At 63.4% G+C, this 21,663-nt stretch carries 19 protein-coding genes; 7 read left to right on the plus strand and 12 right to left on the minus strand.

The genetic code is table 11. The features are described 5' to 3' along the window. Window positions 1–17: 17 nt before the first annotated feature. A complete protein-coding gene (locus tag LZC95_14155) occupies window positions 18–1,463 on the plus strand; it encodes a sialate:H+ symport family MFS transporter (GenBank protein WXA97972.1) in 1,446 nt (481 codons plus the stop codon). Then, window positions 1,453–2,421: a dihydrodipicolinate synthase family protein gene (locus tag LZC95_14160; protein ID WXA97973.1), complete on the plus strand. Its 969-nt coding sequence runs from the start codon at window positions 1,453–1,455 to the stop codon at window positions 2,419–2,421. The genes LZC95_14155 and LZC95_14160 overlap by 11 nt, the downstream gene beginning before the upstream one ends. A 9-nt stretch (window positions 2,422–2,430) precedes the next feature. On the opposite strand, the gene LZC95_14165 is transcribed toward LZC95_14160, so the two are convergent. Then, complete coding sequence (locus LZC95_14165) at window positions 2,431–4,371, minus strand: hypothetical protein (GenBank protein ID WXA97974.1); 1,941 nt, start codon at window positions 4,369–4,371, stop codon at window positions 2,431–2,433. A 219-nt stretch (window positions 4,372–4,590) separates the two neighbouring features. Here LZC95_14165 and LZC95_14170 point away from each other — a divergent pair, with 219 nt between their 5' ends. Next, window positions 4,591–5,526, plus strand: a complete 936-nt coding sequence (locus LZC95_14170) for an AraC family transcriptional regulator (protein WXA97975.1) — start codon at window positions 4,591–4,593, stop codon at window positions 5,524–5,526. Between the two features lie 5 nt (window positions 5,527–5,531). Here LZC95_14170 and LZC95_14175 read toward each other — a convergent pair whose 3' ends face one another. The 8 genes from LZC95_14175 to LZC95_14210 form a co-directional block, all read right to left on the minus strand. Continuing rightward, complete coding sequence (locus LZC95_14175; protein WXA97976.1) at window positions 5,532–6,413, minus strand: FkbM family methyltransferase; 882 nt, start codon at window positions 6,411–6,413, stop codon at window positions 5,532–5,534. 16 nt (window positions 6,414–6,429) lie between these two features. Next, window positions 6,430–8,079, minus strand: a complete 1,650-nt coding sequence (locus LZC95_14180) for a hypothetical protein (GenBank protein WXA97977.1) — start codon at window positions 8,077–8,079, stop codon at window positions 6,430–6,432. A gap of 28 nt (window positions 8,080–8,107) precedes the next feature. Next, window positions 8,108–8,338, minus strand: a complete 231-nt coding sequence (locus LZC95_14185; protein WXA97978.1) for a hypothetical protein — start codon at window positions 8,336–8,338, stop codon at window positions 8,108–8,110. Between the two features lie 76 nt (window positions 8,339–8,414). After that, the gene (locus tag LZC95_14190; GenBank protein WXA97979.1) at window positions 8,415–9,323 is read right to left on the minus strand and encodes a GDP-mannose 4,6-dehydratase; all 909 of its coding nucleotides are present in this window, start codon (window positions 9,321–9,323) and stop codon (window positions 8,415–8,417) included. Window positions 9,324–9,326: 3 nt separating this feature from the next. Then, window positions 9,327–10,295, minus strand: coding sequence for a GDP-mannose 4,6-dehydratase (gmd, locus tag LZC95_14195; protein ID WXB00335.1), 969 nt, complete (start codon window positions 10,293–10,295; stop codon window positions 9,327–9,329). Next, window positions 10,289–10,954: a class I SAM-dependent methyltransferase gene (locus LZC95_14200; protein ID WXA97980.1), complete on the minus strand. Its 666-nt coding sequence runs from the start codon at window positions 10,952–10,954 to the stop codon at window positions 10,289–10,291. Before LZC95_14200 ends, gmd begins: the two co-directional genes overlap by 7 nt. A gap of 6 nt (window positions 10,955–10,960) precedes the next feature. Continuing rightward, the gene (locus LZC95_14205; GenBank protein WXA97981.1) at window positions 10,961–12,271 is read right to left on the minus strand and encodes a UDP-glucose/GDP-mannose dehydrogenase family protein; all 1,311 of its coding nucleotides are present in this window, start codon (window positions 12,269–12,271) and stop codon (window positions 10,961–10,963) included. 230 nt (window positions 12,272–12,501) lie between these two features. Continuing rightward, on the minus strand, window positions 12,502–13,383 hold the full coding sequence (locus LZC95_14210) for a nucleotidyltransferase family protein (GenBank protein ID WXA97982.1): 882 nt from the start codon (window positions 13,381–13,383) through the stop codon (window positions 12,502–12,504). 153 nt (window positions 13,384–13,536) lie between these two features. On the opposite strand from LZC95_14210, the gene LZC95_14215 reads away from it, so the two are divergent. From LZC95_14215 to LZC95_14225, 3 genes are read left to right on the plus strand one after another with little or no spacing between them, the layout of a single operon-like run. Beyond that, window positions 13,537–14,742: a hypothetical protein gene (locus LZC95_14215; protein WXA97983.1), complete on the plus strand. Its 1,206-nt coding sequence runs from the start codon at window positions 13,537–13,539 to the stop codon at window positions 14,740–14,742. Window positions 14,743–14,785: 43 nt separating this feature from the next. After that, entirely contained in the window at window positions 14,786–15,880 is a 1,095-nt protein-coding gene (locus LZC95_14220; protein WXA97984.1) for a PEGA domain-containing protein, read from the plus strand. A gap of 28 nt (window positions 15,881–15,908) precedes the next feature. Then, window positions 15,909–17,420 (plus strand): hypothetical protein, encoded by a 1,512-nt coding sequence (locus LZC95_14225; GenBank protein WXB00372.1) that lies wholly within the window; start codon window positions 15,909–15,911, stop codon window positions 17,418–17,420. Between the two features lie 214 nt (window positions 17,421–17,634). On the opposite strand, the gene LZC95_14230 is transcribed toward LZC95_14225, so the two are convergent. Beyond that, entirely contained in the window at window positions 17,635–17,958 is a 324-nt protein-coding gene (locus tag LZC95_14230; protein ID WXA97985.1) for a ribonuclease E inhibitor RraB, read from the minus strand. A gap of 685 nt (window positions 17,959–18,643) precedes the next feature. Here LZC95_14230 and LZC95_14235 point away from each other — a divergent pair. Beyond that, window positions 18,644–19,153: a DUF4360 domain-containing protein gene (locus LZC95_14235; protein WXA97986.1), complete on the plus strand. Its 510-nt coding sequence runs from the start codon at window positions 18,644–18,646 to the stop codon at window positions 19,151–19,153. A 1,601-nt stretch (window positions 19,154–20,754) separates the two neighbouring features. Here LZC95_14235 and LZC95_14240 read toward each other — a convergent pair. Both LZC95_14240 and LZC95_14245 read right to left on the minus strand, forming a co-directional pair. After that, window positions 20,755–21,021: a hypothetical protein gene (locus LZC95_14240; GenBank protein WXA97987.1), complete on the minus strand. Its 267-nt coding sequence runs from the start codon at window positions 21,019–21,021 to the stop codon at window positions 20,755–20,757. Then, window positions 21,018–21,335, minus strand: a complete 318-nt coding sequence (locus tag LZC95_14245) for a hypothetical protein (GenBank protein WXA97988.1) — start codon at window positions 21,333–21,335, stop codon at window positions 21,018–21,020. The genes LZC95_14240 and LZC95_14245 overlap by 4 nt, the downstream gene beginning before the upstream one ends. Between the last annotated feature and the right edge of the window lie 328 nt (window positions 21,336–21,663).

The raw sequence follows: 21,663 nt of genomic DNA on the forward strand, positions 1-21,663 counted from the left end.
ACCGGGAAGAAAAAAGCGTGAGCAAGTCGGTACCCCATGCACCCACATCCTTTCGTGAGCTCGAGGCTCCGCAGCGCAAAGCCTTCTTTGCCGCGTGGCTCGGCTATCTGCTCGACGGGTTCGACTTCATCCTCATCACGTTGGTGCTGACAGAAATTGCGAATGACTTCGGACTGAGCAAAACGCGCGCAGCAACTTTGGTATCGGCGGCGTTCGTTTCGCGGTGGCTCGGCGGGCTAGTGCTCGGCGCGATCGGCGATCGATTCGGGCGAAAGCCCGCCATGATCTTATCCATTTTCGCGTTCTCGATTGGAAGTGCCTTGTGCGGTTTTGCATGGGGCTATTGGTCGCTATTTGCATTTCGCGCCATCGTCGGTTTGGGCATGGCCGGCGAATATGGTTCCAGCACCACCTACGTGATGGAGTCGTGGCCCGTGCACATGCGCAATCGCGCCACCGGCTTTCTGCTCTCGGCGTTTCCCATCGGCACCGTGATCGCGGCGCTCGCGTACGGCGTTATCGTTCCCAACTTGGGCTGGCGGTGCCTCTTCTACATCGGCCTCGTCCCCATCGCGCTCACCTTGTATTTGCGTCGCTCGCTGCCGGAGGCCGAGGAGTGGCAGGCCGATGTGGGCAATCGCCGCAATGTCAGCACGTCGTCCATGCTATTTGCATCATCGCGGCGCCTGCCGAATGCCGTGTTGGCCATCGGGCTCGCCACAGCGCTGGTGCTGATCTTCAGTCAGCATACGGCAGGATACGGCTGGTTGCTCGCGGCGGCGGCGATTGCGGGGTTCATCGTCTTCGCCGTGCAAGTGGCCGGTCGGCTCGTGCCGGTGATGCTTGCGGTCATGGCTACGGTGTTTTGCGCATTTCTGTATTCGTGGCCCATTCAGTCGCTGCTCCCGACGTACCTCAAAAGCGAACTTGGATATAGCGCCGTGCAGGTCTCTACGGCGCTGACGTGGGCGGGGTTGGGCTACGCCGTGGGATCCTGCGTCGCGGGCATCGCAGGCGATGCGCTGGGTACGCGGCGGGCGTACGTGGTGGGGTTATTTCTTTCGCTGCTCTTCGTATTTCCCGCCTTTGCGCTGCCCGCGGGAAATGTCGTTCTGCTCTGGGCTCTTCTCTTTGCCATGCAGTTTACCAGCCAGGGTATTTCGGGCCTTTTGCCCAAATACATTGCCGATCACTTCCCAACGCGATTGCGCGCGGCGGGGCTGGGCTTTACCTACAACGTTGGCGCGTTGGGCGGCGCCATGGCGCCGTTGGCGGGAACGACGATCGCGGGCCGGGTGGGCAATCTCGGTACCGCCTTGATGATTTTGGCAGGCACGCTGACCGTGGTCGTTGCCGCGATCATTGGATTCGACCTTCCGGCCCGCATTGGCCGGGCCTTCAAAGCCGATGACGAGAAAGCGTCATCCGCGATGACCGAAAGGAATACCACTCGTGCAATGTGATTCTCGTTCTCTGCGCGGTGTCATCCCCGCGCTGGTGACACCCATCGACGGTCAGGGCGACGTGGACGAGCGCTCGCTCGAGCACTTGATCCGTTTCCAATTGGATGCGGGCGTGCACGGCATCTTCGTCGGCGGCTCCAGCGGCGAGGTCGCGCTGCTCGATGGCGCGCAGCGCGCCACGTTGGTGAAGGTGGCCGTCGGCATGGTCGCAGGCGCCGTGCCCGTGCTGGTGGGGGCCGTCGATACGGGCACACGCCGCGTGATCGAGCAGGCGCGCAAAGCGGTGGCTCTGGGCGCGGACGCGGTGGTGGTGACTGCACCGTTCTACGTGCGCCCGAACCCGCGCGAGATCGTGGAGCACTTTCGTCTGGTGCAGGCGGCGCTGGGCCATCCCGTGGTCGCGTACGACATTCCCAGTGCGGTCGGCAGCCGGCTCACACCGGACATCGTGGAGGAGCTCGCGGCCTCGAAGCTCGTGGTCGGCCTCAAGGACTCCAGCGGCGATCTGGTGACCTTCCGCGAGATCGTGCGCCGCACCCGTCGCATGGATCGCCAGGGCAGCTTTCCCGTGCTCTCCGGCTCGGAGCTCCTCGCCGACGTCGCCATCGAGCTCGGAGCCCACGGCCTCGTCCCGGGCCTGGCCAACGTCGACCCGCACGGGTACGTGCGCCTCTTTCACGCCGCGAGCACGGCGGACCGCGCGAAGGCGCGCGCCGAGCAAGATCGCCTGGCGAAGCTTTTCGAGATCATCTCCGTGGCCGATCTCGGCCGCATCGGCTTCACCGCCGGGGCGCTCGGTGCCTTCAAGGCGGCGCTGGCCCTGCGTGGCATCATCACGAACGGCGCCACCAATGTGCCGCTTTCCGCGCTGAACGAGCGCGAGCTCGAGGCCATCGCCCGCATCCTGCACGAGACCGGCCTCGCCCCCGACGTGCCGCTCCACGTCGAGGTCGCGTAATTCGGGTCGTCAGAAATAGGTTAGGCCGTTCACGATCACCAGCTGCTCGAACCCACTGTCGACGTCGAACTCCTGCACGTATGGGTTCGACGTGTTCAACGTCACGCGGCCATAGGCGTCGGTGGAGCCAGCGACGATGTTGATGGCGCCCCCGTTGTCGCTGACCACCGCCTCGACGATGTTCCCGTTGCTTCCGAAGTACGTCCATGCCTGTGTTTCGTTGCCCGCGCCGATCTCGTTGGTGCTCATCAGCCACGAGTACAAGCTCGATTTCGGAACGGTGCCCGTGTATCCGGTGGTGTTTCCGAATCCGTCGCTCGAGAAGAGCGCGTAGCAGAGGGCGGCCGGGGGATAGCCCGGAATGATACTGTTCCCCACCGCCTGCAGCCAATACTCCGTGGCGGTCACGTACTCACCACGCGCGTGACCGGGGTAGGACGCGAAGTCGGTGAACCACACCGAGAGCTCGTCGCTTCCCGAAGCGATGTACTGGGCGATTTTGCCGTTCGGCGCCGTGACCTCAGCGATCGAGCCAAACCACCACTGCTTCAGGGCCGGTGCATTTTGGTAAGTCCTGCGTTCGATGACGTATAGTTGCGACGTCATGGCCACCTCGAGGTTCAGGGTGAGCGTGGCGATGATCTGGGTCTCGAGCTGGGTCCAGTAGGTCATGCCGTTAGCCACGTCGTTCGGCGCGAGCGCGAGCATCCCGAGCTGCATCGTCTGTCCCGTCACCGGGCTCGCGTAGGGCGCGGCCCAGACTTGTTCGAGCGTGTCGTGATTCTTGCGCGCATTGAGGAGGTTGTCGTGCACCTGCGAGACGTAGAGTTTCGTCGCCTGCGACGCCGCCAGGATCATCGACTCATATTGCAATAGCGTTGGCGTATTCCCGTTGCCGCTGCTGGCGGCGGCCTGCTGCGCCACCGTGACCGCCGTGCCGATGAGCGAGGCAATGGCCCCGCCGACGACGGGGATCATATTGACCGCGGCCACGAACGCGCCGAAAAGGCAATCCGTCAGGATCTCCAGACCAGGGTCCGAAATGGGCTGTTGGGAGAACGTCGACCAAACGCCACCAAAAATGGAGAGCGCCGTGCTGGTCGCATTGTCGATCGTCGTGCCCGTTTCTTTCAGAATACGAAGCACCTTGTCGACGCTGGCCGCGTTTGCCTGCGGCAGCGTGCTGTAGCCCCGGACCGAGAATCCGATCAGTCCGCGCGACGTGGTCCACTGCCACGTCGGCCAGCCGGCACCGTAGCCCTGGTTCATGGCGACACGCATCGCTGCGTTGGCCCACACGGCAGGATCCGTCAGATCGCACAGCATGCGCGGTTGGCCGAGGGAGGCGAAGAGCTCCGCGTTGGGCGCATCGTAGAAGGAGATCCCCGGGTAGGCCTTCCCGAATACCAGGGCGGTGACGATCATCTGCGTGCTGTCGAATTCGAAGGTGGGAATACCCGCTTGGTAGCCTTGCTCTTGCGCCCACGTCATGACCAACTGCGCCCATCCTGCGATGTCCGCCGAGTTGAAGGAGGGGAGAGCCGAGATGGGGATGGTCACCGCGGTGAGATCCACGTTGTTCTCGAAAACGATGACACCCCACGCCCCGTCGCCGAGCTCCCAGGTGGGAATGGCGCCGGGGTAGCCCTGCCCGCGTGCCCACCGCATCACGGTCAACATGACGTATTGGGAAATAGGAATGGCCGTGTCGCCGGGGGCGAAGGCTTGGAGTGTGCTCGTCGGCACGTCCTGCCACTGCAGCAGCGGAACGCCGGTCGGCAGCATGGGGGGCACGGCGGTGGGGGGTCGATAGGTACGCGTGAGGGCCGCGGTCATGGCTGACACGCGCTTGGAGGGGATCGGAAGGGAGGGCGCGGCCGTGGGCTTCGGCTTCGGTGCGGTCGGCGATGTTTCGACCAGCGCGGATGATCCAACGTGTGCATTCGTCATGGTGACTTTCTCCTTGAAAGGCAGTGGGGGCGCGTGCGCGCTTGCTTCCGATCGTCGCCATGCGAGTCGCCGCCGTCATTGACACCCGTCGCCATTCGATTCGTAATGCCTGCCAATCTCGAAAGGCCGTGCATGGAACCAGAGGCGGGGCGTGTCGCGATGACGATCATCGCGGGATTTGTGTCGTTCGGCGCTTCTCGCGGTATCCCGCGGGATGAAATGCTCTCGGTCCTCGAGCTCTCACCGGGCGATCTCGCCGAGCCCGATCTCATCGTGCCCGGTGAACTGATGATTCGGCTGTGGGCGCTCTTTACGAAGCGACTCCCGAACTGCGTAGTGCCACTCGATCTGGCGGGGGCGTTCAGTCCCCGCGAGCTGGGCCTGGTCGGCCACCTCATGTGGCACAGCGGTACGTTGCGCGAGGCACTCCGGCGTTTCGTCCGCTATCAGACCATTGCGGCTCCGCACCTCGCGCTCACGGTGGAACATGGCCCGCATGTGACCGCGATCGTGTACCGACACCACATCACGTTCGTCCACCAGCTCGGGCTTCCGGTCGAATTCGGGCTGGCCATGCTCCAGCGTCAGTTCGAGCGGTTATGCGGCACCCCCCTCGCGCCGCGCGAGGTGACCTTCTCCCATGCGGCGCGCTACCCCGTCTCGCCTTACGAAGCATTCTTCCGTACCGGGGTGCGCTTCGAACAACCGCGCGATGCGTTGCTCTTCGACAACGACGTGCTCGATGGCTCCATTCGCGAGAGCGATCCGGGGCTGCTCCGCTACCTCGAGGCCCATGCGACGCGCCTGCTCGCCGCGCTGCCGCCCGTCGAGGCGCCGATCGTCAACCAAGTCCGTCGGCTTCTCTCGGTGCAGCTCGATGGGGAGCCGCCCACGCTGGCCACGGTGGCGCGCCGGCTCGCGATGAGTACGCGCACGCTCCATCGCCGCCTCGCGGCAGCCGGCACATCGTTCCAGTCGGTCCTCACGGAGGTGCGGTACACGTCCGCACTGCGCTTGTTGCGCGAAGAAACGGGCAACCCTACCGACGTCGCCTTCATGCTCGGTTACGCAGATCTGCCGAGCTTCTACCGCGCCTTCAAGCGTTGGACGGGGCAGACGCCGCAGCAGTGGCGTACGGCGAACCGCGCGCTCTAGCCCGCCTAGAGCCGGTGGATGCCGTGCGCCTCGATGCGCGGCACGTTGCACGTGGCGAAGACGTTGGGGTGCGCGTGGGGGCCTTCCGCGTAGCGCCGCAGCGCGAGGCGGTCGCCGTGATCCCATACGACGCGGAACAGCTCGTAGCCGTGGCTGCGCAAGAGTCCCGTGACGGCGGCGGCGTTGGTTCCCTGGCGCGCCAGGTGCTCGGGCTCGAGCTCGAGCACCAGATCGGGCCGTGCCTTGCTCAGCGTCTCGTGGGCCCCGCGCAAGGCCGCGTGCTCGGCGCCTTCCAGATCCAGCTTGATCGCGCGCAGCCGCGTGGGATCGATGTCGGCCAGGGCGCTGTCCAACGTCACGATGCGCACCGTTTCGCGGCGTCCTCCACCGGTGTTGGCCGGTGAAAATGAGCTCAGGCCGGCGCCGTCGCCGTCGAAGACCACGAGCTCCAGTTCGCCCTCCGCATCGGAAAGCGCGGTGCTTCGAATATCGATCCAGGAGAAGCCGCTCAACGTCGCATTGTTGGCCAAGCGGCTGCGCGTGGTCGACGCCGGCTCGAACGCCACCACCTTTCCGTGCGGCCCGACCCGCGAGGCCGCCACCAAGGTGAAGAGCCCGATGTTGGCGCCGCCGTCGATGAAGGTGTCGCCCGGCGCGAGCAGGCGCGCGAGCAGCTCGATCTCCGGCTCGCGGTACGGATACCGGTACAGCGTGAGACCGAGCGCGGTCGACAGATCGACGGCGACGCGAGACCGCCCGCCATCGTACGCAACGACGGTGCGGCGCAGGAAGGGGACGCGTTTGCGCACCAAGCTAGCGGCCACGCGCAGCGAGGTGCGTACCGGTGCCTTTCGCCAGGCGGGGTTCTGAAAGCTCGGAAGGTGCATGCGTCGATTCTCCTCGTCAGTCCGAGCTGCCCGCAATACGGGAATACAGCGTTCGCGCCCGCTCGCCACCGGCGAACAGGGTCAGCGAATCGCGCATCTCTTCGGAGAGCGTGTTGCGCATGGCCGCGTCCAGCACGGGCGCCGCATCCACCCAGAAATTCTCCGTCAGGGTGAAGGGGAAGGGGCGGGGCAGGCGGTTCATGTACATATCCGCATACGCCCAGGCGAGATCGACCTCCGATGGATCCATGCGCCCCGTGGACTTCAGCAACTCGCCAATGCGGCGCTCGAGATCCGCCTCGTCTTCCACGGTGGTGGTAAATCCTTTTTTGGCATAGTGCACTTGCGTTGCCACCAAGGCCGGCACACCGCGCATGGCCAACTCCAGGCCCGTGGTGGAGCTATAGACGACGCCCACCGAGGTCATTTTCATCAAGGCGTAGGTGTTGATCTTTTGATCGCTGTCGATGAATCGGAAATGAGCCGGCGGCTGGGGAACCGTGCGATCGTAGATCTCCCGCGCCGTTTCATTGGCCCCGAGGACGATCTCCGCCGGGTGCGACCGAATCACCACTTGGCAGTCGTTTCGCCGTGCGAGAATGCGAAGCGTCGCCTCGAACCACGCGCGCAAGGTGGAGAACGCGCCCGGTGTTCCGATGACCGCCGTGTCGAAGGGCACGTTGGGCAGCACCAGGACGACGGGCTTGCCTTCTTCGAGCGACAGCGAACGACGCAGCTCCTCGCTCGAGACCAGCGGCGAGGTTTGGTACTTCAATGCAAAGTCCTTCCACTCGGTACCCTCGCGCGTGGCCATCGACTTGGCCACCCGCTCCCGTGCGCGCTCGCTCGGTTGCTTCGGGGAAAGCTCCCACATTCTCTCTTCGAACCGATCGAACACCGGGCGGTCCAAATTGAGCATGCAGCTGAAACGCTTTTCCCAATATTCGAAGGTGACGTAATCCAACTTGGCGGCCTTGCAGGCACGAACGAAGGCGCCGAATTCGAAGATCATCCCATTGGGAATGATGGCCGAGTCGAAGCGCTCGCGCGCGAGCAGCGAACTTGCCAATCGATACGCACGCGCATTTCGCTTGAGGCGAAAGTCGTAAAGGCCTTTTTGAGGTCCGCCCGGCCCAATGTCGATCTGTTCGCGCTTGGCCAAATAATGCACATCGACCCGCGACGCCTCTTCGACGTCGGCCGCAGGCTCGCTCGCGCCGTCCTTCTCTGGCACGCTTGCCAGGTCGATGCCGCGGATGGGGCCCGACGAGGGCAGGGCGCGCCGGTAGGCTGCCGAGACGAGACGTTCGACGACGCCCTCTGCCCGCGGCTCCGCGAGCGGGACGGCCAAAAGATGCGACAGCCATGCAATGGAGACTTCCGCACCGCGGGCAGCAAGGGCGAGCCCGAGGGCGGTGCACGTGTCGAGCCACTGCACTTTGTAGGCGAAGATGACGATTTTGCGTCCGGCGAGATCTCCCGTTTTCGCAGCTGCCTGCAGGTGCGGGCCATAATTCGCGATGGCCTTGCGCACGGCGAGCGCTTGCTTCACGTACGCTTTGGCAACACTCAGCGACTCCACGACATCGCGTGCTTTGCCCTTCGTGGGAAGGAGTTGTCGAAACGTGGGGCTGCGCAGAAAGAATGAATCGCTCGGTTGGGTCATGATCGTGCCGTGTTTCCCCCTCGCTTCCTTAGCCTCGACGTCTTCGTTGGAGCAAGGAGAGTGTGAAGAGTCCGGTCAGTGCCACCGCACCAATGGTCGCACTCTGGACGGGCGTTACCGACAGATCCCACCCGCCGGAAGGTTCGGTGGCATCGTCGTCCGCGGAGGCGACGTTCCCGAAGGAGACGCCAACCGCGACGAGTGCGGCGGTGAGGAGGAGCGATCGCCACGCGTGGCGGTGGAAAATACGAAGTTTCACGAACGTGTCCCTTTCAAGCCCCCCTCGACTGCCGTGACCATGCAGAATTGGGCCAGCGGGTGCAAATCCGTCTCGGTTACAACGCGGTAACCTCTTCGATCACGTCGCGCAACGCCTCGGTGACCGTGCGCTTTGGTTGCCAGCCCAGCGCGCGCAGCTTGGCTGCGTCGCCGACCAGATATGGAATCTCCGCGGGGCGGAATCGCTCGGGCGAGACGGTGGGCTCGACATCGACGCCCACCAAGGTCCGCAGTTCACCCAGCACGGAAAGGATGGTCCTCCCCGTGCCGCTCGCGACGTTGTATGCCTCGCCGGCTGCCCCGCGCAAAAGCAAAAGCCGGTAGGCCTCGACTACGTCGCCGACATGGGAAAAATCGCGCACCGGCTCGAGATTCCCCACTTCGAGCCGCGGCTCGCTTTTTCCCGCGCGGATGGCCAGAAGCTGCCGCGCGAACGACGGCACCACGAAGTGCGCCGCTTGCCCTGCGCCCAAATGATTGAAGGGGCGCGCCACAACCACGGGTAATCCGTAGCCTCGGAAAAACTGAATCGCCGCCGTTTCCGCCGCCGCCTTGGAGGCGGCATAGGGATTCGACGGCTCCAGCGGCGAGGTCTCCGTCGCCCGCTGCCCTTCGGGAATCTTCCCGTACACCTCGCCCGAGGAGACCACGAGGGTGCGGGCTGCTGGTGCGGATTTTCGCAGCGCCGCGAGGATATTCACCGTGCCGAGCACATTCACGGCGAAAGCGCGAGCAGGATCCGCATGGCTTTGCGCCACCGAGCTGAATCCCGCCAAATGCACCACGCCTTCGGGCCGGACCTCGTGCACCGCCCGCGCGACGGCCTCGCCATCGGTGAGCTCGATGTTCATCGGGCCGGGGATTTCCGGCCCGCGAAACTCGAAAACATCGGCGCCGTCGTCACGTAGATGACGGCACAGATGCTTCCCGACGAAGCCGTCGGCACCGGTGACGAGGATACGCACGGTTCAATCTCGCTTGAGCCGTTCGATATCTGCGTCGACCATCATCTCGACGAGTTCTTTGAACCGCACCTTGGGCTCCCAGCCGAGTTGCTTTTTGGCCTTCGCATAATCGCCAATGAGCAAATCGACCTCCGCGGGGCGGATGAACGCCGGGTCGATCTTCACGTGTTTCTTCCAATCGAGATCGGCCCGGGCGAAGGCGATTTCCACCAACTCTTGCACGGTGTGCGTTTCGCCAGTGGCCACGACGTAATCGTCGGGTTTGTCCTGCTGGAGCATGAGCCACATGGCTTCTACGTAATCGCCGGCAAAGCCCCAATCGCGTTGTGCATCCAGATTGCCCAGACGCAACGTGGTGTCCAGCCCGAGGCGGATGCGTGCCACGCCGTGGGTCACCTTGCGGGTGACGAATTCCAATCCACGGCGCGGCGACTCGTGGTTGAACAGGATCCCGCTGGCCGCGAACAGATTGAACGATTCGCGGTAATTGACCGTGATGAAGTGGCCATACGCTTTGGCCACTCCATACGGCGAACGCGGATAGAATGGAGTCATCTCGCTCTGCGGCGTCTCGCGCACGCGGCCGAACATCTCCGACGACGAAGCTTGGTAAAAGCGCGTCTCCGGTGCCGTGTGCCGAATGGCCTCGAGCATCTTCGTCACGCCCAAGGCGGTGAACTCACCGGTGAGCACCGGCTGGTTCCAGCTCGTGGGGACGAACGACTGCGCCGCGAGGTTGTACACTTCTTGCGGTTTGATCTGCGAGAGCAGCGCCGCGAGTGAAAATTGATCGAGCAAGTCGCCTTGATGCAAAACGACTTTCTCGCGAATGTGCGCAATGCGCTCGAACTTCTCCTCGGACGAGCGGCGCACCATTCCGTGCACTTCGTAGCCCTTTCCAAGGAGGAATTCGGCGAGATAACTCCCGTCTTGCCCGGTGATGCCCGTGATGAGTGCGCGTCGTGTCATGATTTCACGCCGGTGAGAAGAACGTTGTCGCTGAATGCGCGGCCGCGAAAGCCGTGCGGCCAATGGCGCCCCGTGAATGGGATTCGCCCTCGATCGGTGTAGCGTACTTCGACGTCCGTAAGACGGTTTTCCTGGGCAATGTGTCGAAGATCGATTTCGACGAGCGCAGTGATGTGCGTCGGATAAAGCCCCGGAGCTTCCTGGAATGCGTGGAATTGATTGCGCATGACCAGAGAGACTTTGCTGAGAACACTCAATTGATTCGGGGTGGTGACGACCAAGCGCCCGCCCGGCTTCAACATGCGAACCAGCTCGCGGACGAAGGCCCGCGGATTCTCGAGATGTTCGATGACCTCGATGGCGAGCACCAAGTCTGCGGTGCCGTCGGCGATGGGGTAGGGGGGCTTGTCCAGATCCGCTTGCACGAAGCTGGCCCATGACTCGTGGGGAAAGCTCTCGTAGCGAACGCCGTCGCACCCGACGTATTGGCGGAAGCTGCCAAGGAGGGTGCGCGCGATGCTTCCCGTTCCACAGCCCACGTCGACGACGGTATCGTGAACGGTGTCGTGGACGTGCGAGCCATTGCGGACGACGCGATCCACGAGCCCGTGGATCGCCTCGTTGCTCGAACCGCTGGACAGTACGGCGTGTTCGACGGCCATGGTGCGTTACTGTTTCGCGACGCCCACGCCTTCGTAGACGAAGCCCTGCTTGCGAAGTCCGTAGGTCGACCAGATGTTGCGGCCATCGAGGATGAGCGGGCGGCGCAGAAGGGTCTTCAGGCGCTCGAAATCCGGGTTCTGGTACTGCCGCCACTCGGTGACCAGGACGAGGGCGTCGGCGTCCTTGGCCGCGTCGTACTGGTCTTCCACCAGCTGAATGCGGTCGCCATAGAGCGCGCGGGTGTTCTGCATGCCCTCGGGATCGTGCGCGACGATTTCGGCGCCCTCGGTGAGGAGCACGTCGATGAGCATCAGCGCGGCGGATTCGCGCACGTCGTCCGTGCGCGGCTTGAAGGTGAGACCCCAGAGAGCGATGCGCTTGCCGCGAAGATCGCCATCCATGTGCGACTTCAGCTTGCGCGACAAGAGGCCCTTCTGCCGGTCGTTCACGCGGTGCGTGGAGACGGCGAGGTCCAGCTCGACGCCGTGCTCGCGGCCCGTTTGCACGAGCGCCTGCACGTCCTTCGGGAAGCACGAGCCGCCGTAGCCCGGGCCCGCGTAGAGGAACTTGGGGCCGATGCGGACATCGCTCCCCACGCCATGGCGCACCTCGTGGATGTCCGCGCCGACCTTTTCGCAAAGGCTGGCGATTTCGTTCACGAAGGAGATGCGCATCGCGAGCATCGTGTTGGAGACGTACTTGGTGAGCTCCGCGCTGGCCGGCGCCATCCAGATGAGGCGATTCCGGTCGAGGCACACGGGGTGGTAGATGCGCTCCATGATGTCGCGCGCGAAGCTGTCGTCGGCGTCGCAGCCGAGCACCACGCGATCGGGGCGGAGGAAGTCGTTCACCGCCTCGCCCTCTTTGAGGAACTCCGGGTTCGAAACGACGTGCACCTTGTGCTTCGCGTTCGCGACGATGCGACGGGCTCGGGCGTTGGTGCCGACGGGAACCGTGCTCTTGAGAACGAGGACCGTTTCCTGTTGCACGTTGGCTGCAACGGTTTCGGCCACTTTGTCGACCGCACTCAGATCGGCGCCGCCGTCGCTGCGGGGCGGGGTGCCGACGCCGACGAAGACGACTTGCGCACCGGCAACGGCAGCCGCGGTGTCGTCCGTGAACGTGAGGCGGCGCGCTTTGATGTTGCGGGCGAGAAGCTCCTCGAGGCCCGGCTCGAAGATGGGGCATTCACCTTCCCGCAGGCGTTGAACCTTGGCCTTGTCGATGTCGACGCAAACGACATCGTTACCCATCTCGGCGAATCCTGCGCCGCTCACCAGGCCGACGTATCCGGTTCCCACCATGCAAATGCGCATCGAAAAGCGTCCTTTCGAAAAGAATCAGAAGACGTCCTACAATGGGCTCGCGCACGCCGCAAGCGGCGAGCAAATGAAGCAGACTTGAGCGTTCAAGAGCGGTCCGGACCTGAGTGCGCGGGGTGTATATCCAGGACAACACCGCAACCGTAATCGAGTACGCGCTTACCAAAGGCCCGCGTCGCGGCTTTACCGCGGCGACCCTAAGTCGCTACGGATCGCTTGTCAATCTAGCTAGTCTGGTCCTGCATGAACGCGCGGATTCGCTTTTCGAGTGACCACGCAACGGTGAATCCGAGCGCCTCGAGCTGCTTTTTCCGCTGATCCGATGCGGCCCGGGCCAGTATGCGAAGCAGCAAATGGGGGGCAGGTTTGAATAAGACGCCATGGTCGTGCATCAAAGCCCGAACCGCTCGTCTGTATCCATGTCGCGGTGCGTTCGCGAGGCGAGTGCGCACCTCCTCCCAGCGTGGCGCGCCCCGTTCGGCGAGCCAATCTGCGACGAGCCAGGTGAGGGCGGCCACCCCATGTTCGGTGGCCAGCGCAGCGAGGCGCGCGGGGTCGAAGCCCGCGCTCAGGGGCAGTAGCTCCAGATCGCGAAGGGCCCATTCGGCGGCGCCTACGATTTTGTCCTTGTAGACATTCACGACCAAGAGCAACGCGTGGTCGTGCATGTCGGGTTGCAAATGCGAAAAGCCGAAGGGCGCTTCGTGCACACTGGCCCGAGACAACATGGTTTCGATTGGCAAATTGCATAAGCCGCGCGGTCCAATATGCGCTTCGAATTCGACCATCATGCCGTCGACGTCGAAGACGATATTGCGCGAAGCGCGCGATACTTCGAGAATGGGGAAGCCTTCGCGGTGGCCGAGCGCCTCGAGGCGGGCGAAGTCGCGCGGGGTGACACGCAGGTCGATGTCCTGGATCCGGCGCTCGCTTGGGTCGTCGTAAAGCCAGCGCGCCGTGAGGATGCCCTTCACCGGTAGGGCTCGGATGCCGTCGGCTTCGCACGCACGCAACACGCGTTCGAGCACGCGGCGGGCGTGTTCGTGCTGCGACCAGATGGCCGCGCGCTCGGCGACGTCACGGTGCATACGGTGCATACGGTGCATGGTGTGCATGGTGTGCATGGGAGCTGGTCATGGGTCGTACCACGGCACGTGTGTGCGGTGCTTGTGGGTATCATTCAGCGTGGCGCAACTTTTGTTGGCGTTCGACAGAAGAGCGAAACGATTGAAAATAAGGTAGGCCATTAAGAGTAAGCGATGAAACACGACGAGGATGGCTGGCAGCTCGAGTCGGTTCCCTTCGAGGACGAGACGGATCCCAGTTTTCCTGCGCGGTTGGGGGAGCGTGCGGCGGCGCAAGGCTCGTTGAATGTTTCGGGCTCGCCGCGCATCGACCGAACTAACCCTCATTTTTTGTGGCCAGCGAAGCCGACCCAGGAGCCCGAGTCGAAGATCGTGACGAAGCCGGTGTCGAAAGAGCCCACCCAGCTAGGTTTGGGGGAGGCGGGTGAGAAAAGTCCCAAGGAGGCCGTCACGCAAGATGCGCCGGCAAGTCGTGAAGCTCCGGTGTCGAGCGATAAGCCTCCGGTAAGCTCGGCGCAGCGGGAATTGGACAAGAACCTTCTCCTTGCGGGCATCGCTCCCGCGTTGGCGCCGGACGAATCGGGGTTGCGTGAGCGGGTGAAGGAGGACGACGAGGCCCGCGCCCGGCGTGAGCGCAACGAGTCCATCGACGAGCTGATCGACGGCCTTCCGTTCGAGGCTGCGCTCCCGCGGAAAAAATCCGCGCGCCGCATACGCGAGGAAGAGGAGTCGCGTCCGCGTCGACCGCCGCTCCCTTCGCTGACGGCGCAGGGCCCCTTGCACACGGGGACGGGTGACATCGCCGCGGCACTTCGAGAACGGGCCGAGCGCGCGAAGATTTCGCGCACCGGGTCGTTGGTGCCCGCGGGCTTGACGCAAGGGCGCACGCCGATCATCGGCGGCGTCGCGCTTCTCGCAGGGTTGATCGTGGCCGCGTTCTTCGTCGCGCGCTCGACGAATCCGGCGCCCGCGGCTGCCCCTGCGGCGGCGGCAAGCGCGCCGGCTGCGGTTACCGCCGCGACCGCCGCTATCGAGAACATTCCACCGCCAGCGACATCGGCGGCCGCACCTTCGGAGGCCGAGGGTGCGGCGGTGCCCGTGGTGGTGACCTCGCCGAGTGCATCGGACAGCGCGCACGCAAACGCGAGCAACGCGGCAAACGTGACGGGTGCTGGGCGACCGCGCAATGCGAACGGCGCTCCGCATGCGAAGCGCCCGTCGCAGGGCGGCGAAGAAGGCACGGGGCTCGACACGAGCTCGCTGGATGGCCCGGGAGCCGGCGCAGGGAAGCGGCCACGCAGTGTTGCAACGCAGGAGCCCGCGGAGCCGCCCGCCTCACCCGCACCTTCTTCGGACGATAAGCTCCTGACCGGCCATTAGGTCTCCACGACGTCCCGAGTCAGATTTCGATCGATCCGGGACGGTGAGATCGCTCAAGATGGCGGCCGTGCTTCGTTTCTTATCGAGTCCTCGTCTCATTCTGGCCGGTGCCGTGGCGGCACTTCTTCTGGTCCCTGCAGCCGCATCCGCGCAGGGCAGCGGCGCGAGCCCAACGGCCATCCGTGAGGCCGAACAGCGCTTCGAAGAGGGCAAGACCCTTTTCTCGCAGCGCAAGTACGCCGATGCGCGTCTCAAGTTCGAGCAAGCGTGCGCCGTTCACCGCACGGTGAATTGCCCGAAGAATCTCGGCTTGGCCGAGTTCGAGCTGGGGCAGTACGTGGAGGCTACGACGCACTTGCGCGAGTTTTTGCAGGGCATTCGCGTCTCGGGTCCAGCCGCCGCCGGTCTCGATGCCGATGGCGTGGCTCTGATTCAGAAGAAGTACAACGAGGCGTTCTTGCGTTGCGGGCACCTCGAGGTGACTGCCCCTGCGGGCGCGAGCATCGTCGTCGAAGGCCGCAATCTCGGCACCGCCCCCCTGCGTGACACGGTCGACGTTCCGGCCGGCGAACACACCGTCGAAGCGCACACCGATGCCGGTATTTTGAGGCAAAAGGTAACGGTGGCCCAGGGCGAGGTCGCCCCCGTTCGCCTGACCGATCCCAACGCGGGGGCGCGCGTCAAAGTCGATGGGGACTCGCAGCGTCCCGATCGACCGGGGCATTCGAGCGCGAGGACGGTGACATTGGTTTCGCTGTACGGCGTTGCGGTGCTTGCCGCGGGCGCCGGCATTGGCCTGACGTTGCACGCCGAAGCCCGCAAGGGCGATGCCGACGACCGCCGCGGCGATCTGCCGAGCAACGGCTGCACGGGCGTGAGCTCCGCTCGATGCGACGACCTGCGGTCCCTGAGGGACACATACGACACGGACAAGCGATGGGCGACGGTGGCGTTCATCGGCGCCGGCGTCTTCGCCGCGGCGGCAACGGCCACGTTCTTCCTCTGGCCCAACACCGTGAGCAACGAGCGCCCCGCCGGTAAAACAACGGGTCGCACCGCCGAGGGCGGCGTGAAGGGCCGCGTGGTGCCGATGTTGGCCCCCGGCCTCGGCGGTGTGGGTTACGCCGGCACTTTTTGAGAGATTTCGAGGAACGGAGAGAGAGCGGATGCGAGTCTCGGAGAGGCGCACGGTTTCCGGCTTGAGCGAAGTCGCAGGTGCAAGGTGGTTCCGCACCGCGATCATGCTGACGGGGGTAGTAGGGGCGGGGGTGGTCCTGGGCGGAGCCGGCTGCGGCTCGGCCGATTGCAGTTTCGACGCGACGTGCCTGGACCCCAGCGACGCAAGCGCCGACGCCAGCGTGGAGTTTCCTCCCGGGTGCAATCCAACGGGAGACCTGAACGGAAACTTGGCCTGCGTTTCGGGGCTAATCGGTATTTTCGTTTCGTCCACCCAAGGCAACGACGTCCAGAACGACGGCTCCCGCGGCGCCCCCTTCCGCAGCCTCGAAAGGGCATTACCTCTTTATTCGAGACAGCGCCACCGCATTTATATTTGCGCAGGCAACTATCCGAGCAACTTGGTTATCGACGCCGCACGCAGCGGAGTCGAAATCTGGGGCGGCCTCTCCTGCGATTGGACGACCTTCACCGGGGAGCGCGCAAAGATCACCGCGGCCGATCCGAGTCGACCCGCCGTGACATGGAAGGGCGCAACCTCCGGCAAGGTGCGCGATGTGGAGTTGTCCGCGGGTGATGCGACGCAGGACGGCGGGTCCAGCATTGCCGCGTTTGCGTCGGGTAGCACGTTGGATTTCGTGCGGGTGAAGTTGCTAGCGGGCAATGGGAAGAAGGCCGCAAACGCTATATTGCAGCCGTTTACGTTTTTCACTGCGGACGAGCTAAAAGGAAACAAGGCGTCGGATTCCGGTGGCGGAGGCCAGAACAGTCGACAGTGCCAGACTCCGGCGCAGACCACGATTGGCGGAAAAGGCGGAAATTCCGGCGCTCCCGGAGACCGGGGGCTTCCCGAGGCTCCCGGTACCGGCACCCCTGGAAGCGTTACCTCCTGCGGGAGCGGTGGCACGGGAGGCGACGGCAAGAAGGGCGACAACGGGAAGGATGCGCTCTCGATCGACGTCGTCGGCACACTGACCTCCGATAACTGGACGGGGAGAGCGGGTACGGACGGTGAACACGGCCATCCCGGGCAAGGCGGAGGAGGCGGCGGGGGCAATGGCGGCAATGGCGGCGGGGGAGGTGCAGGCGGATGCGGTGGGACCGGAGGCCCCGGTGGTTCCGCTGGGGGCTCGAGCATCGCGCTGGTGTCCGTCAGTTCGCGTCTGAATCTCGTCGACAGCGAACTTGAATCCGGCGTCGCGGGCGACGGAGGCAACGGTGCGCGCGGACAGCCGGGCCAACCCATCGGCGGTGGTGGCGGCGATCGAACTGGGAATGCCTGCAATGGCGGTAACGGCGGTGCTGGCGGCGATGGTGGTGCCGGCGGCGGCGGTGCCGGCGGCATCTCCGTCGGAGTCGTGTTCTCGGGTGAGGCGCCCAAGCTGGATACGGCAACGCAGACCCGGATCAAGACGGCCTCTCAGGGGGGCGCGGCCGGCGCTGGCGGCGCATCAGGCAATCCAGGGATTCAAGGCGTCGCCCGCCCCACGCTCGCATTGTAGGGCAGGTCGTCGCCCCGCTGTTGGGGGCGAGGTCACGTTGGCAGAATCCGACATTGGCAGTCACTTGCGTCTTCGAAGTTGCATCGCGAAGCGACCCCGCCATGACGGATTCTCGACGGCCTCGCGGATTGCCGTGTGGGATGGATCTGCGCGTGTATCGGTACAACGCGTACCGATACACCGCTCTTCTTCCCGAGCCCTCGGAATCCGCCGCTCACCCGCTGTTTCCAAATGTGCCCCACCCGTCGGAGCACCCGCCGAATTCGTCGCTTAGGATGCCCAATTCCGTTTGGGCCGCGACAATGGCGTCGTACGTGGCAAGCATGGATTTCGTGCAGTAACACGTCCATCGTTCGCTCTCTTCGTCGTACTCGACACGCGTGCTGTACCCTCGTGCGCTTGCACAACGCGCGACATCATGGCCCGCTCGTTCGCTGGGCACGTCGATCATGAAGTCGATGGTCATCGGGTTCGAAAGGTCAGAGTGCTCCGCAATCCTGCGAAGTGCGTTGCCGTCGGCGTCATCCGGGAAGTTCATGCGAGGTGCCACGAGCGAAGAGTCGTTGTGAAAGCTTGTGCCAATGCTTCGGGTACGCACATCACGAACGACGATACCACCCAGAGAGGCTACCCTTCGCGCCATGTCCCAGACTCCCCCAGCGTCTCTCTCGTTCACGGAGGACCTTGCTGCGGCCCGACGTGCACGTGATGTGTGCATTGGGGGGCGAGCTTCACTCGACCGATCCTCCGCGGTACACCTTTGGCCTGTTGACCTTCACGCTCGTTTCGACGTCGGCGCACGTAGCCATAAGCTCCTACCAGCACCGCTCCGTGACGTGCCGCGGTGCCTCAACGTAGCGGCGGAGGTCCTGGGCGACTGAATGCGAATACTTGGGCGGTAGTGTACGACCGCACTGCGGAGGCCGATGGCCACAAGGTCATCGACCACGAGCCCTCGGACGCTTCGGCAGCAGACATCTTTACCCGCCTCAGCGAAATCGTCAGTAACGCGACGTCGCCTCCTGCCCTTACCGCGTTTATCGTATCGCAGCACTACTCCGATGTCTCTCGTTCCAGCTGACCGGCGCTCCCCGCGCGGTGGGCGACCGCGTTGAAAGTGGATAAGGCAGCTCTACATCGACCGCGAGCGCGCGAGCGATGATGTCGCATGGGCGCTCGACGAGCTGGCGTTCTCGGTGCAGATAGGCGGAAGGCTCCATGTCGTGAACGGGCATCTGGTCGGCTGCTCAATGTCATCAACGCCGCAAGACGGTACATCGCCCTCGCAACAACCGTCCTCGCGATTCCTGCACTATCTCGAGCTTTACGTGCCGGACCAAGTTACCGGCGAAGGAAAGAAGTATTGTGCCATTCGTCTTCGCGTCCATGTGCCCCAGGGAATGACAACGGCCACCGTGGAAGTGAAATACGGCATCCTCGACCGCTTTCCCCGTGACACGGATCAAGGAGACCTTGATACGGGGTACTTATTTCAGGGAAATCGCCTCGAGAGGGACTGGCATACGTTCAAGGGGAGAGGTCAAGGGCAATATACGAGCAGAATAGATGTGAGATCGTTCGCCCTCCAGCCATGCGGCGCGTATCGTTATTTGAATATGTGCATGTGGCTATCCATTGACTCGGCCAGGGACAGCTATGTCATGGTGCGCACTACTGAAGTCACCATCACCACGACGGACCATTTCGGCTGGCTTCCGTGTCCCACGAAATAGCTCGAAGGGGCGTGAACACTTGCAGGAAAGTTGCAAAAACGGGGTACAAGCTGCCGGCCACGCATTGGCTCCGGTAGGTGTCACGCACATTCGGTTCCATCTTGGGGTCTCAAAACTGCTCAACCGCGCGATTTGCTTCAAACGAGCAAACCGCGCGGCCATTCAAGTCAGAACCAATTCTTTCTTGCAGGGATTGTCGCCGTCTACCACCCCGACGCCGCGCAGGTGGTCCCCGCTTCCCTATGAGTGTACCTGCAGCTCGTGATCGCATTCCAACGGCAACCATCGCACCGAAATCGCATTTCGTACCAACTTACGAGGAACGGGGCGGCTTCGTCTACGCAGTCGCACTTATTCTCGCGTTCTGCCCCGCCCTGCCCGACACAGTCGCATGGTTCAAAAGCGCTCGCCTTTTCGGCACTAGCAGGAGCAGCTTGGAGCTCCGAAGCAACTACTCCATCTGGGCTGCTTGCGACCGTGCCGTCATCCGGCGAGACACTGCATCCTGCCACCATGAACACTGCAAGTAGCATCGTAAGCATCGCGCCAAGAATCGTCGAATGGACGGATTTGTTCTTCATGTATGTCTCCCAATTGAGGAAGGCCAGCTCACTACGACTGTCCTATACGTCACGTGTACTCTCAATTAATTCAACTTTCTATCCGTCCAATTACGCCTTTTTTTGGCAGCTATGTGGCGGGTGCTAGGACTAGCGGATAAACCGACCGGCCGAGTGTAAACTCTGTGTTTACTTTGAGACGAATTCAAATTGCGTCGATCGGATAACAAAATGCATCCAGATCCGGCCGACACTGATTGAGGCTTGGGACCAGCCGAGGGCCTCGCATCACGTGGGCGGGTGCGCCCGTCCGCGCGTGCCACACCTGCTGCACGACGTGCGACCACGAGGTTGGCTCCCCCTTCATCTGAAGGACGTGGGCGGGGCTGGTAACCGCGAACTTCTCCTGAACGTAAATGCCGTTTCCGCATTTCGGGCACGCCTGTTCGTCGACGAATGGACGCACTTCCGGGCCTAGCACAATGAATCCTGCCAAAGCCAGGCACCCTTCGAACCTGGGTATCCAACGATTGGCGGTCAACGCTCCGGCTTCGGTATCGTGGCGCTGGCCAAAGTAGTTTACGGGACCGCTTGGATATACGACGTGGAAGGATGCCAAGTGGCATTTTACGGGACGTCACAAGCTGCATCGTGTGCAACGACGGAAAGCAGACGACGTTCGAGTTCGATCAGGTGAAGGCGATGTTCGAGGTCGTCGGGATGTGGTCCGACAGGGAAGGCCGTGATGTCCGTTAGCGGGCGCCCGAAGTGCGACTTTTGCCCCTAGGGCTTGAGCGTCCCTGTCTCCCTGCACGGCGGGCACTTCTTGCTAAGCCACTGACAGGCCCGAGGCATCTACCGCTATTGATTCCCTCTGACCGGTAGTGGCGTAGGTAACTCGCCTCTGGGTCGTCCGCTCGCTTCTGGGCTGCGTCGAGCTTGGCCTCGAGCTCCACGACCCGGGCTTTGAGGGCTTCACTTCCGCAGTATGGCTCATCACCGCATCGTTCGGCCGGCGCGTGGTATCGGTTTGCGTGCGATTCACTCCGCGGGCTTGTAGAGCGATCTTCGAAGCCATCCGATGCGTTTCCTTCCGAGCACCGTTGCCACCACGGGAGCGAAGAGCAGGACGAAAAACAAGACGTCCTCGGGACCCGCCTTCTCGGATCCATCTTGGGTCGAATTGGGGTTCATGAAGATCTCACCGAACACGAAGATCAAAACGAGACCGATGAATAGGCTCGCCACGATGGCAAAGAACCACCCCATCAAATCGGGACGCACTTCTTGCTCGTTCTCGGCGGTCATCGTTCCTTCTTTTGGCGTAGCTCCGAGGGATCGGCGACCCATTCGGGTGCTACGTTCTCGATGGCGCCCCATTCCCCATACGTGACGAACTCGGGCACACGGCCGACCAAACGCGCCCGGGTTTCCTTCCAGTGCTCCCAAATGTACGGCGTCGCGAATCCCACGATCTCACCCATGCGGCACGACATCTCCCACGCGTCTTGGTAGGAAGGTTCGCCGCTGGCGCGGAGGGTGATGCGATAGTTGCCGGAGGGCACGCCCACGACGTCCCGTGAGTTGTCTGGACCGAAGTCGCGTCGCCACAAGGACACCACGGCGCGCAATCCTACGGCATCCGCTCAACCGCACGCGGTTTGTTGTTTCGACTATGCGGCGCGCCGTTTCGATATCTCCCAGCACGCAACGATCGCGCGGTCGACCGCGTCGCGCATACGCACGTTGCTGGCTCGCGGCATCTTGCCCTACATTCCTGAGGTTTTTCGCGCCCGTCGACACCCGCCAAAGTCGAAGGGCACACCAGCAAGGGCAAGCATAATACGACGGTGCAGGTTGATCAGGAAGAGAATGCGCCGCACGCCGAAAGGAGGCCAAGGGCAGTTCCTCCACCGCCCGTGGCTTCCTGAGCACGTCGCATGGGAAGTC

The organism is Sorangiineae bacterium MSr12523 (assembly GCA_037157775.1).
GTDB classification, from domain to species: Bacteria; Myxococcota_A; Polyangia; order Polyangiales; family Polyangiaceae; genus Pendulispora; species Pendulispora brunnea.